Genomic DNA, 19,525 nt, shown 5'->3' with positions numbered 1-19,525 from the left:
CAGCTGCTCGGTAGCGATCCTTCGCGCCCCCCTCTGTCCTGCCGGACATCTCCCCCACGAGTGGGGAGATTGGCTGTCCCCTCGGCTTTCGCCAATTTTCAACATTGAAGAAAAAGGGCACTGTCGCCGAAGCCGCCGATCTCCCCCCAAGTGGGGGAGATGTCCGGCAGGACAGAGGGGGGCGCTGTCCCGCCGGCATCGAAGGTTCTTACCGCACCGCAGCGCCTACCGGTCCTTGACCGTCTCCATCGCCACGAAGGTCGAGGTCTGGGCGACGTGGGGCAGGGCGGAGATGCGCTCGCCGAGCACGCGGCGGTAGGCGGCGATGTCGGTGGTGCGGACTTTCAGCAGATAATCGAAGCTCGACGCCATCATGTGGCATTGCTCGATCTCCGGCACCGCCTGCACTGCGCGGTTGAAGGCGTCGAGCGCGGCCGAGCGGGTGTCCGACAGTTTCACCTGGACGAAGGCGACATGGCCTTCGCCCATCCGCTCACGGTCGACGATCGCCTGGTAGCCTCGGATGATGCCGTCCTTTTCCAGCCGCTTGACCCGCGCCTGCACCGGCGTCTTCGACAGGCCGACCTTTGCCGCGAGTTCCGACATCGAAAGCCGGCCGTCGCTGCCCAGCGCCGACAGGATGTTCCTGTCGATGCGGTCCAATTGGTCTTCTGTCATCAAATATCTGGTCAAATTGGAGGAAATTGGGCCGAATGATAGATCAATCGATCTCTCCTGTCGATTTCTTTGGACCGATCGGAACTACGCTTTGTGCTAGCTTGCGTCATTCGGTCCGGTGACCGCCGGACCGCTCACTGATGCTCGCTCCACAGGACCGTCATGCCAGCGCTCGAAGCCATCCGCCAGCAGATCCGTGCCAATTACTTGCCTGACGAAGACGAGGCCGTGAAGCGGCTGGCCGAGGCGACAGGGCTTTCGACGAAAGAGCGCAAGGCAATCTCGGCCCGCGCCGCCGATCTGGTGCGGGCGGTGCGCGGCTCGTCCGATCCGCGGCTGATGGAAGTTTTTCTGTCCGCCTACGGCCTTTCCACCAAGGAGGGCGTCGCGCTGATGTGCCTGGCCGAAGCGCTGCTGCGGGTGCCGGACACCGAGACGATGGACGACCTCATCGCCGACAAGATCGCGCCGCATGACTGGTCGGCGCATTCGGGCGGCTCGAGCTCGATCTTCGTCAATGCGTCGACCTGGGCGCTGATGCTGACCGGCCGGGTGCTCGACGAAGGCGAGGACGGCATCGAAGGCACGCTGCGCGCCATGGTGCGCCGTCTGGGCGAGCCGGTCATCCGCAGGGCGGTCGCCGCCGCCATGCGCGAAATGGGTGAGCAGTTCGTGCTCGGCCGCACCATTGCCGAGGCCGTCAAGCGCGGCCGGCCGATGACCCAGAAAGGCTATCTCTATTCCTTCGACATGCTGGGCGAAGCGGCCCGCACCGAGGCCGACGCACTGCGCTATCTCAAGGCCTATGCCGACGCCATCTCGTCGCTCGATGCCGGCGCCAACGGCCCCGACATCCGCCAGAATCACGGCATCTCGGTCAAGCTGTCGGCGCTGCATCCGCGCTACGAGGCGACGCAGAAGGAAAAGATGCTGCCTGTGATGGCCGAGCGGCTTTTGTCGCTGGCGCTGGCGGCGCGCCATTCGCGCATGGGCCTCAACATCGACGCCGAGGAGGCCGACCGCCTCGACCTGTCGCTCGAAATCATCGAGCGGGTGCTGGCCGAGCCGGAGCTTGCCGGCTGGAACGGCTTTGGCGTCGTCGTCCAGGCCTACGGTCCGCGCGCCGCCTTCGTCATCGACTGGCTCTATGCGCTGGCGAAGAAGCACGACCGCACCATCATGGTGCGGCTGGTTAAGGGCGCTTATTGGGACACCGAGATCAAGCGGGCGCAGGCGCTCGGGCTCGACGGCTATCCGGTCTTCACCCGCAAGGCCAACACCGATGTGTCCTATCTGGCCTGCGCGAAAAAGCTGCTGTCGATGACCGACCGCATCTATCCGCAATTCGCCACCCACAACGCCCACACCGTCGCCGCCGTCCTGTCGATGGCCGGCGATCGCGACTCCTTCGAGTTCCAGCGCCTGCACGGCATGGGCGAGGCACTGCACGAGACGGTGCGGCGGACCGAGGGCACGCGCTGCCGCATCTATGCCCCGGTCGGCGCGCATTCCGACTTGCTTGCCTATCTGGTCCGCCGGCTGCTCGAAAACGGCGCCAACTCCTCCTTCGTCCACCAACTCACCGACGAGGAGGTCGAGCCGGAGGATATTGCTCGCGACCCGCTCGAAACCGTCGAGAAACAGGGGCCGGCCGCCAATCCGGCGATTCCCAGCCCGTCGGCGATCTTCGGTGCTGCCCGCCGCAATTCGAAGGGGTTCGACATCACCGATCCGGTGACGCTGGCCGCGATCGACAAGGCCAGGGCTGCATTCGCCGGGCCGGACCGCTGGCACGCCAGGCCGATCACCCGTGCCGCCGGCTACGGCAATCAGCGTCCGGTGGTCGATCCGGCAAAGCCCGAGGAAGTGGTCGGCACGGTCAGCGAGGCCACCGCCAAGCAGGTTGCGACCGCCATGCGCATCGGTGTGGAGGCGCAACCGGCCTGGGCGAAGCGCGCCGTCGCCGAGCGCGCCGCCATCCTCAACCGCGCAGCCGACCTCTATGAGGCCAGCGCCATCGAATTCTTCGCGCTCGCCACACGCGAGGCCGGCAAATCACTGGCCGACGGCATCGCCGAAGTGCGCGAGGCAGTCGATTTCCTGCGCTATTACGCGACCGAGGCGGCCAATGCCGAAACGGGAACCGAGGCGCGGGGCGTGATTGCGTGCATCTCGCCATGGAATTTTCCGCTCGCCATCTTCACCGGCCAGATTGCGGCAGCACTCGTCACCGGCAATTCGGTCATCGCCAAGCCGGCCGAGCAAACGCCGCTGATTGCCTTCCGCGCCGTCGAATTGCTGCGCGAAGCCGGTGTGCCGGAAGACGTGATCCAGCTTCTGCCCGGCGACGGTCCCTCGGTCGGCGGCCCGCTGACCGCCGACCCGCGCATTGCCGGCGTCTGCTTCACCGGCTCGACCGACGTCGCCAAGCTGATCGAAAAGCAGCTGGCCCAGACTGCCGCGCCCGACGCCATGCTGATCGCCGAAACCGGCGGGTTGAATGCGATGATCGTCGATTCCACCGCGCTGCCCGAGCAGGCGGTGCGCGACATCCTGGCCTCGGCCTTCCAGAGCGCCGGCCAGCGCTGCTCGGCGCTGCGCGTGCTCTACGTGCAGAAGGACGTCGAGAAGAAGATGCTGGAGATGCTGAAGGGCGCCATGGAAGCGCTCAGCCTCGGCGATCCCTGGCGGATATCGACCGATGTCGGTCCGGTCATCGACGAGGAGGCACAAAAATCGATCCGCGACTATTGCACTGAGATGGGCCTGCAAGGCCGGCTGATCGCCAAGCTCGAAGCGCCGAAGGATGGCCGCTTCGTGGCGCCGCATGTGTTTCGGGTCAAGGGCATCGAGGACATCGAGCGCGAGGTGTTCGGGCCGGTGCTGCATGTCGCCAGCTTCGACGCCGACGATATCGACGGGGTCATCGCCGCGATCAACCGCAAGGGCTATGGCCTGACCTTCGGCCTGCACACCCGCATCGAAGGCCGCGCCCAGCATTTCGTCGACGGCATCCATGCCGGCAACATCTATGTCAACCGCAACCAGATCGGCGCCGTGGTCGGCTCGCAGCCGTTCGGCGGCGAAGGACTTTCCGGTACCGGGCCGAAGGCCGGCGGGCCGCACTATCTCAGGCGGTTCCGCAAGGGGCCGCAGGCGGGCACGCCTGTTCTTGACGGCCGCAAGGTGACGGCGACCGAACTTGCCGACAATCTGCCGGACCCGACGCTTGGCGGCTGGTCGACGCGGGCGGACCGGGTGGCGGTGCTGAGGAAGCATTTGCGCGGCAAGGGTGCTGCGGCCATCGGTGCCGCCGCAAGCATCGATTTCGGCCAGGTCGATTTGCCCGGGCCGACCGGCGAGGCCAACACGCTGTCGCTGTCGCCGCGCGGCCGCGCGCTGTGCCTGGGACCGGACGCCGACACGCTGCTTGCCCAGACCATCCAGGCGCTCGCCGCCGGCAATGCGGTGCTGGCCGTCGCGCCGGGTGCGCCGGCAGCACTGTCATCACTGACCGGCAAGGGCCTGCCGCTGGCGGCCATTGATGGCCGGCCCGACCCGGTCGAGGCACGCGCGCTGCGTGTCGACGTCGTTGCCTTTTCCGGCACGCCTGAGGCCGCTCGCATCGTGCGCAAGGTCATCGCCGACCGCGCCGGCCCGATCGTGCCGCTGGTCAGCGAAGTGCTCAACCCGGCCGCCTACGCACATGAGCGCGCCGTCTGCGTCGACACCACGGCCGCCGGCGGCAACGCCAGCCTGCTGGCCGCGGCGTAAGGGAAGGCCGGGTGCGCTCATCTCGGCAGGGCAATCACTTCAGGTTTGCGCTGCCGGCGAAGCTGCCGATCTCCCCCCTTGCGGGGGAGATGTCCGGTAGGACAGAGGGGGGTGTGAAGGATCGCCAACTTTCGACTTTAGCCACTCCCAACCGGAAATTCGCCTGAGGCGTGGCTGTGACAGTTTGATAGGTCGGCGGGACAGCACCCCCCTCTGCCCTGCTGGGCATCTCCCCCGCAAGGGGGAGATCGGCAGCTTCGCCGGCGGCGACCTGCTTACGCGCCCTCGACGACCGAAAAGCCCTCGAACTGCGGATGGCCGAGATAGTGCACCTTGGTGGAGCCGGCGTTGCGGTGCGCGGCGCGGAAGTTCTCGGATTTGGTCCAGGCGACGAAATCCTCATGGCTCGCCCACACGGTGTGCGAGGCAAACAGCGTGTAGCCTTCGGCCTCGTTGACCGGACCGCGCAGCAGATGAAATTCCTTGAAACCTTTCATTTCGGACAGGCTGGAATCACGGTTCTTCCAGATGTCCTCGAAAGCGGCTTCCGAGCCATTCTGGACCTTGAAGCGGTTCATGGCGATGTACATTGGCTGTCCTTCCGGGATTGCGAATTATGATGCTTGGTGGATCGCCTGAAACGATGAGGCGAAGGCTGTTAAAATGGACCGATCCGCGCTTTAAACACCCAACTTGACTTGCCGGTTTCGCTTGGAATGGGAGGGAACGGCGCCTGCTTGCGCACCAGTGTTAAAGCGAATTGGTCAAGCTCCGCAGAACCTGAGCTTTCGGCAAGCTGTATGTCGCTGATGCTGCCGTCGGCCATGACAACGAAAACGACCCTGGCATTGTTGCGAGCGCTGGCCTGTATCGCTTTCGAAACATGACGGTTGGCGCGGGCAAGCTTCTTCTGGACTTCACCGCTGTAGCCGGATTCGATCGCATTGCCTGCCGCAGCCTGCTCCTTGCCCTTGCTGGAAGTCACCGCGTTGCTTTCCTCGCCATCCGCGGCGCCGCGGGGATTGTTCGTCTCGCCGGCTCCGCCAAGACCTGGTGTCGCGCTCGGCCTTGGCGTCGGGATCGGCGGCTGTCCGACATCGGCAGGAGGCGCCTCGGTGCTTTGCGCCGGAGCAGCCGGCTCTGCCGGCGTTTCGATCTTCGGAGCCACGCTCTGCTCGTCCAGCCGTGGGGTTTCGGCCATCAGCATGTCTGGCGTGGCAGTGGGTTGCTCGACAATCTGCGGCAAGGGCGGGGGTGGTTGCGCGGCCATTTCCCTAATGGGCCGGTCCCCGGTGGGCCGGTCGGCAGGCGGCTCTGGCTTGATCTGGGGCTTGACCTCAGGCTTGGCTGGCCGCGGGTCGGGCACCAGGGTGACGTTCAACGCACCCTGACTATCCAAGGCGCTGCCGACCACGTTGGCGCCGGTTTGATCGGCGCCTTCCACCTCGATTGCGTCCCCGGCATCAAACGTGCCGGCAGGTGCGACGAGAAAAGCGGCCGCCACCGCCGCATGAAACAGGCAGGAGGCGACGATCGCCGCCGTCCATTTGCGGCTCATGGCTGACGGTCGGGCCGGCGCAAGCGGTCCGGTCGGCGCAATCGCCAGTTCGCCATCGGCGTCGGGGAGGGGACTGATGTTCTGCATGGCTCGCGGCGAGACCTGCCGCGACCGGCGCGGACTTGTCAAATCAACATCATTTGCCTTGGCGGCAACAGGCCGGCCAGCGCGGTCTACCTTCTCAGACCCCGAAGGCGATGCCGGTCTTGGTCTCGGTCTTCAGCCCACGCATGCAAGCGTCCGGCTTGATGCCGGTGCCGGCACATTCGGTCGAGCTGTTGATCAGCACGCGGCTGACCTTGGCGCAGTCGGCGCCGGCAAGATCGAAACGCGTCACCTTGGTCTTGCCCGCCGGCAGGTCCTTGAAGTCGAGCACCGTCAGCCGGTCGACGACGCCGGCCTCGTTGAACAGCGCGATCTCGAACGCTGCCTTCGAGAGGTCGGCGCCGAGCGTGTTGTTGACCACGAAGGTCAGACGGCAGCCTTTTTCGGAGGCCTGCGCGCCATTAAGCTCAAGCGTGAGAGCAGGGGCCGGCGCAGCCTGTTGCGCCCACGCCGGACCCATCGCAAGCGGCATGGCCAGCACCGAGATCAGCAGGCGAAGCGATGCCGTCAAGCTTTTCATTGTCGTCAGCCTCCAAATCGCATTGTCGCCGCCAGCTTCAGCGTGACGCCAGGCTCGTAAACTACAACAGTGGCGGGTGCATTCAACGGGTTGGTGTATTTGACGCCGAACAAATTGTCAGCGCGAAAATCGACCTTGAGATTGTCGGTCGCCTGGTAGCTGGCGAAGACGTTGACCAGCGTGTAGTCCCTGGCCACCGGATTGCCCTTCGGCCTGCCATTATACTGCACCTCGCCGCCGACGGTCAGCTTGTCCTCCAGAAAGCGGAAGCCGAGTTGCCCGGTGACCTGCGAAGAGGGGACGGTGACAAGGTCTGCCCGCTCGCCGTCGTAGGAGATGGTGTGGCCATCGATGATCGACGCGGAAAGCCCGGCGAAACCCCAACCGGCGTCATAGACGGCTTCCATTTCAAAGCCGCGGATCCTGGCTTCTGCAAAGTTCTGGTACTGGAAGCAGATCGGGATGCCGGGGCCGAACGGGCAGCCGCTGGTCGGGTCGAAGGCCGACAGGGTGACGCCTTCGATGTAGTCGTCGACATCGTTGTTGAAGTAGGCGGCCTTGAAACGAAACGCGTCGCCGGCCTCGACGATGTCGTCGTGCTTGTAGTTGACACCGAATTCGACGGTCTTGCCGGTTTCAGGCGTCAGATCGGGATTGGGGAGGAAGGGAAAGCTGACGCCTGCCGGATGATTGCCGCTGATGAGGGTTTCCGACAGCGACGGGGAGCGATATCCCTCGGCATAGGTGCCGTAGAATTGCAGTCCCGCAAGGCCGGCGGTTTCGAACGGCGAGACGCCGACGGTGATGCGCGGCGACAGCCGGTCGCCGGAGGTTTCGCCGACATCGCTTTCGAGCTTGTAGCTGTCGTAACGCAGCCCGGCGATGATTTCGAGCCAGTCCCAGGTGAGCTTGTCCTGGATGTAGGCGCCGGAAACGTTTCGCTTGCCCGAAGGGGTATAGAAACTGGCGCCGCCTGCGGCGCCACCCGTCTCGACATCGTCGCCAACCCAGTCGCCGCCATAGGTCAGTTCGTGCGCAATGCCGGCGGTCTCGAACCGCGAGGTGTTCCAGATGTCGATGCCCGAAGTTCCGACATCGAAAGTCGATATCGAGCCCGCCGGCAGGACGATGGGAAGACCGGTGACCGGATCAAAGCGGTTTTGCGGAACCAGGCTCGTCATCTCCATGTTGGTCTTGTTGTAGGAGGCGTTGACGTGGAGATCGAGCCAGCTCTTGTCCTCATCGGTGATGTTGTAGCGCGCCGTGAAGGTATTCGCCTCCAGGTCGACGTCATTCACCGGCGTGCCGCCGCTGACCTCGTTCCAGCCGTCGCTCGTGCCATTCCAGCCCAGCTTCAGTTCGCTGTTTTCGTTGGGGCGGATGGTTGTCTTCAGCAAGCCGCTCAAAACGTCGAAGCCGGTGCCGTCAACCGTATCGCCGCCGCCATCCTTGTAGTCGTCGTAGTCGCGATAGACGATGTTGCCGAGGACATCCCAATTTTCGTTGAAACGGTAGGCGCCGGCGGCGCTGGTCGTCCAGCCTTCGCCATTGCTCTCATAGCGCCCGGTCGCGGACGCCGCCCATGTCTCGCCGTCGCGAAGATAGTCGTCCGCGTCCTTGGTCTCGAATAGGACGACGCCGCCAATGGCGCCCGAGCCGTAGGTGTTGGCGACCGGGCCGCGAATGACGTCGACGGATTTGATGAGTTCCGGGTCGATATAGAAGGTCGATTGCGGGCCATGGTCGGAGCGCTGGAAATTCTGCCGCGCACCGTCGACGATGACCGCGACGCGGCCGAAATCCTGCAAGCCACGGATGTTGATGCTGGAGGAGACGCGCCTTGCGTCGGCCTGGACCGCTACACCCGGCACACCCAACAGCATGTCGTTGGGCGTCGTCGCCATGCGGCGTTGCAATTGCTCCTGATCGACATGGCTGACCGAAGCCAGGGAATCGATCGCCGTCTCGCCGGTGCGGCTGACGACCAGGATCTGGTCGAGCAGCGTTGCGCCTGCCGCGGCCGGCTGTTCAGGCGCCTGCGCCTGTTCGGCCTGCTGCCGATCTGTTGCAGTTTGGCCGGCCTGTTGAGCATTGGCCGACTGAGCATGGGCCGACGGGGTGAGCAGCGCGATCGCCGCAGCGCTCGCCAGCAATGCTGCCATGCCCTTTGCCATTGATCGATGTCCCGGATCTGGGCTGCTATTCGCCAGACCCAGCCGTCCCCAAGTCCCCAACCCCATGCCCCAACTCCAAAAATCCTGGTTCGATGCTGGCTGGCTTGACGCCGCCGGCATTTTTCGTCGTGTCCGGCTCTTAAATCTTGACTCATCTACTCCGGTATTGCACTGACTAGTAAACATGAGTATTCAAGTCAAGAAATGAATCGGCATTTCACGCACCGCCGCCAGCCGAACCAGGCCCGGCCCAGGAAAGGGATCGAACCAGATGAACACGCACAATCCCAAGGACTTTCGGCCCAGTGACTTTCGCGATCGCGTTCGCCGTTCCGACGACAATTCGGCTCGTTTCGATCGGGTCCCGTTGACGGTGAGGACCCTGTCCAGCAACGCGCTGTTCCAGGGCGAGCACGAGATCAGCATCGAGCATCACGGAGCGCTCTACCGGCTAAAAATCACCCGCCAGGGCAAGCTCATCCTCAACAAGTAGGTAATAAAAATATGGACCAGCGCGTAAGGCCCGCGCCGCACGAGATCCGGCGGGCACGGGCTGACAATCCGAAGACGCGCGAGCGCGATCTCGCCGCCCAGCTTGGCATTTCGGAGGCCGAGTTGTTCGCCGCGCATTGCGGCGACGGCGTCCTCCGCGTCGAGCCGCGCGTCAACGATCTTTTGACCGGCCTCGAGGCCGTCGGCGAGGTCATGGCGCTCACGCGCAATGAAAGCGCCGTGCACGAGAAGATCGGCGTCTACGACAAGGTCGTGACCGGCAACCACAATGCCATGGTGCTCGGCGAGAACATCGACCTGTGCATCTTTCCGAAAGCCTGGGCGCACGGCTTTGCCGTCGAAAAGCGCGTCGGCGGCGATATCAGGCGCAGCCTGCAGTTCTTCGATGCGGCAGGCGAGGCGGTGCACAAGGTGCATCTGCGGCCGGCGTCGAACCTCTATGCCTATCAGAAGCTGGTGGCCGAGCTGGAATCGCCGAACCAGGAGTCGAGCGTCGCGATTTCAGAGGAAGGGTCGGTCTCAGAAGCCGGGCCTGAAAGCGAGGCCGAGGCTTCCGCCGCTTCCGCTGACGTCGACGATCTGCGCGACCGCTGGAGCCGTCTGACCGACGTGCATCAGTTCTTCGGCATGCTGAAGACGCTGAAGCTCGACCGCCGCCAGGCGCTGCGCATGGTTGGCCAGGATTACGCCTGGCTGCTCGACCACGATGCCGTCAGCGCCATGTTCCATCATGCCGCCGAGGGCGAGATGCCGATCATGTGCTTTGTCGGCAATCGCGGCTGCATCCAGATCCATTCGGGCCCCATCAAGTCGATCAAGCCGATGGGGCCGTGGATCAACGTGCTGGACGAGACCTTCCACCTGCATCTGCGGACCGACCACATCCAAGAGGTCTGGGGCGTGCGCAAGCCGACCAAGGATGGCCATGTCACGTCTCTCGAAGCCTATGGCGCCGACGGCAAGATGATCATCCAGTTCTTCGGCAAGCGCCACGAAGGCGAAAGCGAGCGCGAGGACTGGCGGTTTCTGGCAGAGAACCTGCCGCGCATTCCAAGCCCGACCGCAGCCTGAGGACAACGACAATGGCTGCTTTGCTTGAACGGGCGCGTGTTTTTGGAATGGCGCTTGGGGCACGATGTGCCTTGCCGTGGCCTTCGCGCTGCCGGCCCGCGCTGCCGAAGGCACGGAGGTCTTTGCGGACCCGTCGAAGATAGCGGCGATTGGCGGTTCGATCACCGAGATCGCCTTTGCGCTCGGCGAGCAGGACCGGCTGGTCGCTCGCGATTCGACCAGCCGATATCCCGAGGCGGCGCTCAAGCTGCCTGACGTCGGTTACATGCGCCAGCTGTCGCCGGAAGGCGTGCTGTCGGTCAATCCGTCGGGCATCCTGGCGCTGCACGGCAGCGGGCCGAAGGAAACCGTCGACGTGCTGAAGAAGACGAGCATCCCGTTCATCGAGGTGCCCGAGCGCTACGACCACGAAGGCATTCTCGAAAAGATCCGCATCGTTGGCAAGGCGCTTGGCGCCGACGCCAAGGCCGCTGCGCTGGCAGCCGAGATCGGTGTCAAGCTGAAGGCCGCCGAAAAGCAGACCGCCTCGATCAAGGACCGCAAACGCGTCCTGTTCGTGCTGTCGATGCGGGGCGGCAAGATCCTCGCTTCCGGCGGCGACACCGCGGCCGACGGCATCATCAGACTTTCGGGCGGCGTCAATGCGATCGACGGCTTCTCCGGCTACAAGCAACTGTCCGACGAGGCTGTCATCACCGCCAGGCCCGACGTGATCCTGATGATGAACAATGCCGGCCCCGGCGTATCGGACGACGAATTGTTCGCGAACCCGTCCATCCGGTCGACACCGGCGGGCGCGGCGCGCAAGGTGGTCCGCATGGATGGCGGTTATCTGCTCGGCTTCGGGCCGCGCACCGCCGACGTCATCCACGACCTTGCCGCCTCGCTCTACGGCGGGCAGGCCGCGGACTGAGCGGGCGCCCGATGGTGGATCAATCGATCGCGGGCACTATGGCTACAGCATCCGACGGCGACCGCTCGGGGCGCGCGCGCATCGTCATCCTGGCTTTGTGCCTCGGACTTGCCGTTGCCGTCCTGTTTTCGCTGACCTCAGGCGCATCGGATGCCTCGGCCGTGAGCGTCGTCGGCGACTGGCTGTTGGGTGCAGCACCCGGCAATGAGGCGCTGAGCGCGCGCGACCGCCTGATCGTCTACGACATCCGCCTGCCGCGCGTCACGCTCGGTGTGCTGATCGGCGCAGCACTGGCCGTCTCCGGCGCGGTGATGCAGGGGCTGTTCCGCAACCCGCTGGCAGACCCCGGTCTCATCGGCGTTTCGGCCGGAGCGAGCCTCGGCGCGGTGTCCGTCATCGTGCTTGGCGCCACAGTGCTGGCGCCGATGACTTTGATGCTGGGCACACTCGCTCTGCCGCTGGCGGCGTTCTGCGGCGGGCTGGCGACGACATTGGTGCTTTATCAGGTGGCCACCCGGCGCGGCCAAACCTCGGTCGCCACCATGCTGCTCGCCGGCATCGCGCTGGCGGCCCTTGCCATGGCACTGACCGGTATCCTGATCTTCATGGCCGACGACCGGCAGTTGCGCGACCTGACTTTCTGGCAGCTCGGCTCGATCGCCGGCGCGACCTGGCAAAAAATCGGCTCCGTTGGGCCTGTGATCGTGCTGGCGTTGGCGGCGATGCCGTTCCTGGCGCGCGGCCTCAACGCGCTGGCGCTGGGCGAAGCCACCGCCGGCCATCTCGGCATTCCAGTTCAGCGGCTGAAATACACGGCCATCATCGGCGTCTCGGCGGCGGTCGGGGCGTCTGTCGCCGTCAGCGGCGGCATCGGGTTTGTCGGCATCGTCGTGCCGCATCTGCTGCGCCTGGCCATCGGCCCGGACAATCGTTATCTGCTGCCGGCCTCGGCCCTGCTTGGCGCTTGCCTGCTGCTGCTGGCCGACGCCGTCGCCCGCACCATCGTGGCGCCGGCCGAGCTGCCGATCGGCATCGTCACCGCGATCGCCGGCGCCCCGTTCTTCCTCTGGATCCTGCTGCGTAAGCGTGGCGTCATCGACCTATGACAGACCATTTGGAAACTCTACTCTGGCGGCCATCCGATGGCGTTTTCTGCGCTTCCGGTACTCACGTACCCGCGCATGACCCCGGGAACCGATTTCGGTGTCCCGGAAAGGATCATGCGCAAATGCAAAGTGTTAGAGCGTCCTTTGCGCGTCCAATTGGACGCGCGGCGCTCTAATGTACGCTGCGTTCCGGTTCTCGAAACCACCACCATATGACTCGCCAGAGCGAATTTCGAAACGGTCTGTGAGAGGGGTTTGCATGATCGAAGCGCGGGATGTCTCGGTAGCGATCGGCGGCAAGGGCATCGTCGCCAATGTCGATTTCGACATGCGGCCCGGTGAGATCGCGGCCATCGTCGGTCCCAACGGTTCGGGCAAGACGACCTTCCTGAGGGCGCTGTCCCGCGATCTTGCCTATTCGGGAGAGGTCACCATCAACGGTCGCGACCTGTCGGTGATGAAGCCGGTCGAGGCCGCCATGCTGCGCGCCGTGCTGCCGCAGGCGACGACGCTGTCGTTTCCGTTCACGGTGCGCGAGATCGTCAAGCTTGGCCTGCTCGGCGGGCGCTCGGGCGCGCCGCCCGGCGAGGACGCGCGCCTGCCCGAACGGGCGCTGGCGCGCGTCGATCTCGACGGCTTTGCCGGCCGTTTCTACCAGGAGCTTTCGGGCGGCGAGCAGCAGCGCGTGCAGTTGGCCCGTGTGCTTTGCCAGGTCTGGGCGCCGGTCCTCGACGGCAAACCGCGCTACCTCTTCCTCGACGAGCCGGTTTCCAGCCTCGACATCAAGCACCAATTGATCATCATGAACATCGCCCGCGATTTCACTAGGCGGGGCGGCGGCGTTGTCGCGATCCTGCATGACCTCAATTTGACGGCGATGTATGCCGACCGGATCTTCGTCATGCACCGCGGCAGGCTTGCCGCCACCGGCTCACCGCAGGACGTGCTGAGCGACGATCTGATCGAAAAAGTGTTCGATTGCCGGCTGAGGGTCGGCGTGCTGCCGGCTGGAGACATGCCGTTCGTCCTGCCGCAGTCAGCGGCGTAAGTTCCAGCTGGCAAGATCGGCGCCGCCCCTTCTTCCTTCTCCCCTTGTGGGAGAAGGAAGATTGGCGCGCAGCGCCAAGACGGTTGAGGGGTGTTGGACGGGACGCTGTTGGTGCCAAGCTGGAACACCCCTCATCCGACCTCGCTTCGCGAGGCCACCTTCTCCCACAAGGGGAGAAGGGAGAGTTGCAAGCGCTGTTCGGCTATGGCTCGACCCGGATCAGGCGGCCGGCGCCCTTTGCACCAGCATGTCGATGCCGAGCAGGTGGCGCACGTTCGGGCGCGCTGCCACCATGTCGGCGATCGTATAGCGCTCGAGCACGGCGAAGAAGGCGTTGAGCGCCTCGCGCAGCGACGAATTCAGTGCGCAACTGTCGACCAGCGGACATTCGGCGGCGTCGTTCTCGAAGCATTCGGCCATGGCGAAGCTCTCTTCGGTCACGCGCACGACGTCGAATAGGGTGATCGATTCGGCCGGCCGGCCGAGCCTGACGCCGCCGTTCCTGCCGCGCACCGTCTCGACCAGACCATGCTCGACCAAAGGCTGCAGGATCTTGAAGAGAAAGAGCTCGGACACCGAGTAGGCGGCAGCGATCTCCGGGATACGGCTCAGCCGGTCGGTATTCGCGGCGCAATACATCAGGATGCGCATGGCGTAGTTGGTCTGGCGTGTCAGCCGCATTGTGTCCTCACGAAGCAGTAGCTCAACCCTAATATGGCCTATACCTTGGAATAATTCCAGACAAGCATCGCATGATAGTTGAATATTTCTGTCAGCTTTGTGTGGGCGGTCGTGCGGACCATGACCCTGATATGGCGCGCATTCGGGTGGGCGGATCACTAAGTTAACTCCGCGACATCGACCAGGAGCAGTTCATCCATGTCACAATCAGCACCGACTTTGGCATCCGCCCGGTTCGATGCCGACGCGGAGGCCAAGCTTTCGGCGCTTCGGCGCACAAAGTTCGTCGCCACCGCAACGCTCGCGCTCTGCGTCCTCATCTTTGCGGTGGCCAAGTCGTTCGAGGGCCACTATCCGTGGCTGGGTTTCGTCGCTGCTTTCGCCGAGGCGGCGACGATCGGCGGGCTGGCCGACTGGTATGCGGTGGTGGCGCTGTTCAGGCGACCGCTCGGCCTGCCGATCCCGCACACCGCAATCATCCCGGAGAACCAGAACCGCATCGCCGACAATCTCGGCCGCTTCATCGAGGTCAATTTCCTGGCGCCCGAGCCGGTGCGCGAAAAGCTTGCCGAGGTCGATTTTTCCGCACTCGTCGCTGACTGGCTGGCCGACCCCAACCGCGCCGCCGATCTGTCGCATTTCGTCGGCAGGCTGGTGCCGCAGACACTGGCGGCGATCGAGCAATCCGGCCTGCGCGGCTTCGTCACCAGCCGCATGCTGGAGCAGATCGAAAAGGTGCCGCTGGCACCGCTCGCCGCCGAGTTGCTGTCGGCGCTGACCGACGACCGCCGCCACCAACGACTGTTCGACGAATTCACCAAGGTCGTCGGCCGCTTCCTGAGCGACGAGCAGGCGCTGGCGACGATGCGCGAGAAGATCCGCGAGGAACTGCCGTCGCTGTTCAACCTGTTTCGCGCCGACGCCTATCTGCTGAAGAAGATCGTCGCCTCGGCTGGATCGCTGCTCGACGAGGTGCGGGCCGATCCCGATCACCCGATGCGCGCCGAATTCGACCGTTTTGTCCTGAGCTTCGTCGAGCGGCTGAGGACATCCAAGCAATACGCCAAGCGCGCCGAGAAACTGAAGCGCGATTTCCTCGCCCGGCCGGAGCTGAAGGCGCTGGCCGGCGACATGTGGGAAAGCCTGAGTGTGTTCATCGAGCAGGACGCCAAGGCGCCGAGTTCGATGATCCGCGCCCATCTCGCCAGCATGTTCGTCGAGGTCGGCCGCCATCTTGCCGGCGACGCCCAGATCAGGGCCGACATGAACCAGGGGTTTATCGTTGCGCTGTCGTCGTTCGTCGAAAGCCAGAAGAGCGGCGTCTCGAAATTCATCGCCGATCAGGTCAAGCGCTGGGACCTTGCGCAACTGACCAGGCTGATCGAAATGAACATCGGCAGGGACCTGCAATATATCCGCTTCAACGGCATGGTCATCGGCGGCCTGGCCGGCGTCGTGCTCCACACTTTGGAACGGCTGTTCCTCGTCGGCTGAGGCGCGATGTGTGCGCGGCCGAATGGACCGCGAAGCTCCGCTGTTCTATTGTTTCTCTTCAGCTGCCGAATTCGCAGCAACAGAGGAAAACCACCATGGCAAAGCGACCGGAATCCGACACCTTCATCGACATGTTCGGCAGGTTCGGCCGCGACCTGAAGCTGCCGAACGTCGATGTCGAGGCGATCCTCAGCCATCATCGCAAGAACCTCGAGGCACTCGAAAAGTCGGCCAGGGCAAGTGCTGCCGGAGCGTCGTCGATGCTCTCCAGGCAACGCGAGATGCTGCAAGACACGCTGCACGAGATCGCCGACATGGCGCAGGACTACAGGGCGCCGGGCGATCCTCGGGAGCTGATGGCCAAGCAAACGGCGTTCGCCAGGAAATCCTTCGAAACCGCATTGAAGAATGCCGGCGAGGTGGCCGAGCTGGCCAGGAAATCCGGCACCGAATCGGTCGAGATCCTGCGCGAGCGCATCAAGGAGGCGATGGAGGAAATCCGCAGCGGCTACGACAAGGAGTAGGCTGTTTCCCAAGCCGCTGGACTTTTCTGTCGTCATCCCGGCTGGCGAAAGCCTTGGTGTTGGTCCCGCCGAGGCGCACAAAGTTCCTCTTGCTCGATAATTCAGCTCTACACCGCCACTGGCGCGATCCGGCCGAGGATATCGCGGCGGAACACACTGAGCGAATTGACAGAGGCGGCCGGTTCGTGGTCCGGAGGCAAGGCAAGCGATCGGGAAAGCAGGAATGACGCAAATACGGCTGAGGCCGCCGCCGACCTACGAACAGCTCAGGACGATGACAGGGCAGGAGCTTGGCGTGTCGGACTGGACGACGGTCGACCAGAGCCGCATCGACCAGTTCGCCGAATGCACCGGCGACCGCCAATGGATCCATGTCGATCCAGAGCGGGCGAAGCGGCAGAGCCCGTTCCGCGCCACCATCGCGCATGGCTATTTGACGCTGTCGATCATCGGCGCGCTGGCGCTCGACATGGGCATCGTGCCGGAAAACACGCAAGCCGTCTTCAATTATGGTTTTGACAAGGTGCGGTTCCTGGCGCCGGTCAGGGCCGGCGCGCGCATCAGGCTGCGGATCACGCTGTTGTCCATGGAGGACAAGGGCCCCGGCCAGTATCTGATGAAGGCCGCCAACATCATCGAGATCGAAGGTGAGAAGAAGCCTGCGCTGACCGCCGAAACGCTGGTCATGCTCTATGAGCGGCGGCGCAGGCGGGCAGGGCCGTGAGGGGCGAAGCGCCGCGAAAAATCAACGCGACATCGCCTCTTCGAGCGTCCTGAAAATTCTCTCGTCCGCCGACTGCGCGACGTTGAAGCGCAGGAAACGGCTGGCGGTTTGGGACAGGCTGAACGCATTGCCGGGCGCCAGAACGACATTGGCCGGCAAGGCGCGGCGGGCTATATCAGCTGCATCGACGCCTTCCGGCAGTCTGCACCACAAGAACATGCCGGTCGGCTGGTCGATCCACGGCACGATGCCGATCGCCTTCAGGCGGGTGCTTGTCTCAGCCATGGCGCGGGAAAGCCGCGTGCGCAGCAGATCGACGTGCTTGCGATAGCTGCCGTCCTTCAGCAGCGTCAGCACCAGTTGGCAGGCAAGCCTGCCGCTGCCGAATGACGTGGCGATCTTGAGATCGGTCAGTCCTTCCATCCAGTCGCGCGGAGCCGCGATGAAGCCGCAGCGCACCGACGCCGAAAGCGTCTTGGAGAAGCTTCCGATATGGACGACGCGACCAAGACCGTCGAACGCCGCCAGCCTGGGTGCCGGGGTGTGTTCGAAGTCGGCAAAGATATCGTCTTCGATGATCGTCAGATCCGATTGGTCGGCGAGCTTGAGCAATCGGTGGGCGACGACCGGCGACAGAATTGCACCCGTTGGATTGTGAAGCGCGGAATTGGTGATGTAGAGGCGCGGCCGGTGCTCGAGCAGCGCCTGCGCGAACAGCTCGATATCCGGTCCCGACGGCGTATAGGCAACGCCGACCACCTTGGCCCGATGAGCGCGCAACAGGGCATGGAAGTTGAAATAGCAGGGGTCGTCCACCAGCACCGTGTCGCCCGGTTCGAGCAGGAACCGGCACAGGAGGTCGATGGCCTGAGTGCCCGATTCCGTCAGCATGATCTGGTCGGGAGACGCCTCGATGCCGTGCTCTGCCATGCGCCGGGCGAGCAGATGCCGCAGCGGCGGCAGCCCGAGCGGAGTGCCGTAATCGGTCAGCGTGACATCATCGCCGCGTGCCATTGTCCGCAGCGCCCGGCGCAATCCGGCCTCCGGCATCCACGCGGCCGGCAGCCAGCCGCAACCGGGTTTGAGCACGCCGTCGCCGGCTTCCAGCGACTGGCGCGAAACCCAGAGCGGATCGACGGCACGGTCAAGCGTGGGGCCGATCTCGGCCAGCGACAAGGGAGCCAACGGTCCGGCGGCATAAAAGCCCGAACCTGGACGCGAGCGGATGACGCCTTCTGCGGCAAGACGCTCATAGGCTTCGACCACTGTGGATTTCGAAACCTGCATGGTTTTCGCGAAAGCCCGGATCGAAGGCAATCGTGTTCCGGGTGTCAGGCTGCGCGCGGCGATCCTGTGCCTGATCGTCGCCATCACGCTTTCGACAAGCGTCCCGCTGCCCACATTTGCCGTCGTCTGCTCGTCCATCCGTACTGCTCAATTTGCCATGACAGTTTCATCAAACTGTACCTCATTGTCTCTGGCGGCGCCATAGGTCCGGCCCGATAGAGGGCGAGAACATCAGGGGCATGCGATGGACAAGACGGCGGGCGGTTGGATCAACGGATTCGTAGGAGTACTGATTTTCAGCGGATCGCTTCCGGCAACGCGGGTTGCGGTGATGGATTTCGATCCGGCCTTCCTGACCGTCGCCCGCGCTGCCACGGCAGGCATCCTCGGCCTGGCGCTTCTGCTCGTCTTTCGCCAGAAGCGTCCGGAACGGCAGGATCTGTTGTCGCTGACCATCGTCGCGCTCGGCGTCGTGGTCGGCTTTCCGCTGCTGACCGCGCTGGCGCTCAAGCACGTCACCTCGGCCCATTCCATCATCTTCATCGGCCTGTTGCCGCTGGCGACCGCGATCTTCGGCGTCATTCGCGGCGGCGATCGCCCCAAACCGGCCTTCTGGCTGTTTTCATGCCTTGGCAGCGCCCTGGTTGCCGGATTTGCGGTGACCCAAAGTGTCTCGGTGTCGCCGCTTGGCGACATGCTGATGCTGGCGGCAATCATCGTATGCGGACTGGGCTATGCGGAAGGCGCCACGCTGTCGCGCAAGCTTGGCGGCTGGCAGGTGATCTCATGGGCGCTGGTGTTGTCGCTGCCGGTCATGCTGGCGCTGACGCTCGTCACCATGCCACCGTCGCTCGAAAACGTAGGCAAGGCCGCCTGGATCGGCCTGGCCTATGTCTCGCTGTTCAGCATGCTGATCGGTTTCGTGTTCTGGTATCGCGGGCTGGCGCAAGGCGGCATCGCCGCGGTCGGGCAGTTGCAGCTTCTGCAGCCTTTCTTCGGCCTCGGGCTGGCGGCAATGCTGCTGCACGAGCAAGTCAGCCCCGCCATGATCGCGGTCACCGCCGCCGTCGTGCTCTGCGTGGTCGGTGCGAAGAAATATGCGCGGTAGGCGGCGGCCTTTCTTCCTTCTCCCCTTGTGGGAGAAGGTGGATTGGCGCGCAGCGCCAAGACGGAAGAGGGGTGCTGGCCGGAGTGCTGTTGGTGCCAAGCTGGAGCACCCCTCATCCGGCCGCGGAGCCTGTCCTCGGGCTTGCCGGAGGCAAGACCCGTGGGCGGCCCCCTTCTCCCACAAGGAGGCCTTTGCACAGAATCGGATTGATGATTCCGGGGGTAAGGAAGAGAGGGAGATGATTCGG

Annotated in this window: 17 protein-coding genes; 10 read left to right on the top strand and 7 right to left on the bottom strand. The window is 64.3% G+C overall.

The features are described from left to right. Positions 1-225: 225 nt before the first annotated feature. Complete coding sequence (locus tag AC0L2V_RS30890) at positions 226-678, bottom strand: Lrp/AsnC family transcriptional regulator (protein ID WP_023803583.1); 453 nt, start codon at positions 676-678, stop codon at positions 226-228. A gap of 162 nt (positions 679-840) precedes the next feature. Between AC0L2V_RS30890 and putA the strand changes: the two genes are divergently transcribed. Beyond that, entirely contained in the window at positions 841-4,452 is a 3,612-nt protein-coding gene (putA, locus tag AC0L2V_RS30885) for a bifunctional proline dehydrogenase/L-glutamate gamma-semialdehyde dehydrogenase PutA (protein ID WP_473522044.1), read from the top strand. Between the two features lie 275 nt (positions 4,453-4,727). Here the strand turns inward: putA and hmuQ are convergent, their stop codons facing one another. The 4 genes from hmuQ to AC0L2V_RS30865 all read right to left on the bottom strand — a co-directional run bounded on the left by hmuQ (position 4,728) and on the right by AC0L2V_RS30865 (position 8,875). Beyond that, positions 4,728-5,042, bottom strand: coding sequence for a heme-degrading protein HmuQ (gene hmuQ, locus AC0L2V_RS30880; protein WP_128176755.1), 315 nt, complete (start codon positions 5,040-5,042; stop codon positions 4,728-4,730). Between the two features lie 68 nt (positions 5,043-5,110). Further along, positions 5,111-5,956 (bottom strand): energy transducer TonB family protein, encoded by an 846-nt coding sequence (locus tag AC0L2V_RS30875; RefSeq protein ID WP_473522043.1) that lies wholly within the window; start codon positions 5,954-5,956, stop codon positions 5,111-5,113. A gap of 235 nt (positions 5,957-6,191) precedes the next feature. Further along, positions 6,192-6,635, bottom strand: a complete 444-nt coding sequence (locus AC0L2V_RS30870; protein ID WP_473522042.1) for a hypothetical protein — start codon at positions 6,633-6,635, stop codon at positions 6,192-6,194. Between the two features lie 5 nt (positions 6,636-6,640). Next, a complete protein-coding gene (locus tag AC0L2V_RS30865) occupies positions 6,641-8,875 on the bottom strand; it encodes a TonB-dependent hemoglobin/transferrin/lactoferrin family receptor (protein WP_473522041.1) in 2,235 nt (744 codons plus the stop codon). Between the two features lie 205 nt (positions 8,876-9,080). Between AC0L2V_RS30865 and hemP the strand changes: the two genes are divergently transcribed. From hemP to AC0L2V_RS30840, 5 genes are all read left to right on the top strand, one after another. Then, positions 9,081-9,302, top strand: a complete 222-nt coding sequence (gene hemP, locus AC0L2V_RS30860; protein ID WP_473511490.1) for a hemin uptake protein HemP — start codon at positions 9,081-9,083, stop codon at positions 9,300-9,302. Between the two features lie 11 nt (positions 9,303-9,313). Continuing rightward, on the top strand, positions 9,314-10,393 hold the full coding sequence (locus AC0L2V_RS30855) for a hemin-degrading factor (protein WP_473522040.1): 1,080 nt from the start codon (positions 9,314-9,316) through the stop codon (positions 10,391-10,393). Between the two features lie 64 nt (positions 10,394-10,457). Then, positions 10,458-11,306 carry a heme/hemin ABC transporter substrate-binding protein gene (locus AC0L2V_RS30850; RefSeq protein WP_473522039.1) on the top strand — a complete coding sequence of 283 codons (849 nt, stop codon included), beginning with the start codon at positions 10,458-10,460 and terminating at the stop codon, positions 11,304-11,306. An 11-nt stretch (positions 11,307-11,317) separates the two neighbouring features. Beyond that, positions 11,318-12,412 (top strand): FecCD family ABC transporter permease, encoded by a 1,095-nt coding sequence (locus AC0L2V_RS30845; RefSeq protein ID WP_473511487.1) that lies wholly within the window; start codon positions 11,318-11,320, stop codon positions 12,410-12,412. A gap of 259 nt (positions 12,413-12,671) precedes the next feature. Then, positions 12,672-13,460, top strand: a complete 789-nt coding sequence (locus AC0L2V_RS30840) for a heme ABC transporter ATP-binding protein (protein ID WP_473511486.1) — start codon at positions 12,672-12,674, stop codon at positions 13,458-13,460. A gap of 219 nt (positions 13,461-13,679) precedes the next feature. On the opposite strand, the gene rirA is transcribed toward AC0L2V_RS30840, so the two are convergent. After that, positions 13,680-14,141 (bottom strand): iron-responsive transcriptional regulator RirA, encoded by a 462-nt coding sequence (rirA, locus tag AC0L2V_RS30835; protein ID WP_091598109.1) that lies wholly within the window; start codon positions 14,139-14,141, stop codon positions 13,680-13,682. Between the two features lie 198 nt (positions 14,142-14,339). Between rirA and AC0L2V_RS30830 the strand changes: the two genes are divergently transcribed. The 3 genes from AC0L2V_RS30830 (at position 14,340) to AC0L2V_RS30820 (ending at position 16,883) form a co-directional block, all read left to right on the top strand. Continuing rightward, positions 14,340-15,635 (top strand): DUF445 domain-containing protein, encoded by a 1,296-nt coding sequence (locus AC0L2V_RS30830; RefSeq protein WP_473511484.1) that lies wholly within the window; start codon positions 14,340-14,342, stop codon positions 15,633-15,635. Between the two features lie 95 nt (positions 15,636-15,730). Further along, on the top strand, positions 15,731-16,159 hold the full coding sequence (locus AC0L2V_RS30825; RefSeq protein WP_473511483.1) for a phasin family protein: 429 nt from the start codon (positions 15,731-15,733) through the stop codon (positions 16,157-16,159). Between the two features lie 223 nt (positions 16,160-16,382). Further along, a complete protein-coding gene (locus AC0L2V_RS30820; RefSeq protein WP_473511482.1) occupies positions 16,383-16,883 on the top strand; it encodes a MaoC family dehydratase in 501 nt (166 codons plus the stop codon). A gap of 21 nt (positions 16,884-16,904) precedes the next feature. Here AC0L2V_RS30820 and AC0L2V_RS30815 read toward each other — a convergent pair whose 3' ends face one another. After that, a complete protein-coding gene (locus tag AC0L2V_RS30815; protein ID WP_473511481.1) occupies positions 16,905-18,308 on the bottom strand; it encodes an aminotransferase-like domain-containing protein in 1,404 nt (467 codons plus the stop codon). 106 nt (positions 18,309-18,414) lie between these two features. Here AC0L2V_RS30815 and AC0L2V_RS30810 point away from each other — a divergent pair, with 106 nt between their 5' ends. Then, on the top strand, positions 18,415-19,278 hold the full coding sequence (locus AC0L2V_RS30810) for a DMT family transporter (protein ID WP_473511480.1): 864 nt from the start codon (positions 18,415-18,417) through the stop codon (positions 19,276-19,278). Positions 19,279-19,525 lie beyond the last annotated feature (247 nt).

It is taken from the genome of Mesorhizobium sp. WSM4814, assembly GCF_055811595.1.
Note: the sequence above shows the minus strand (reverse complement) of the source record. Positions and strands in the feature narration are given on the sequence as shown.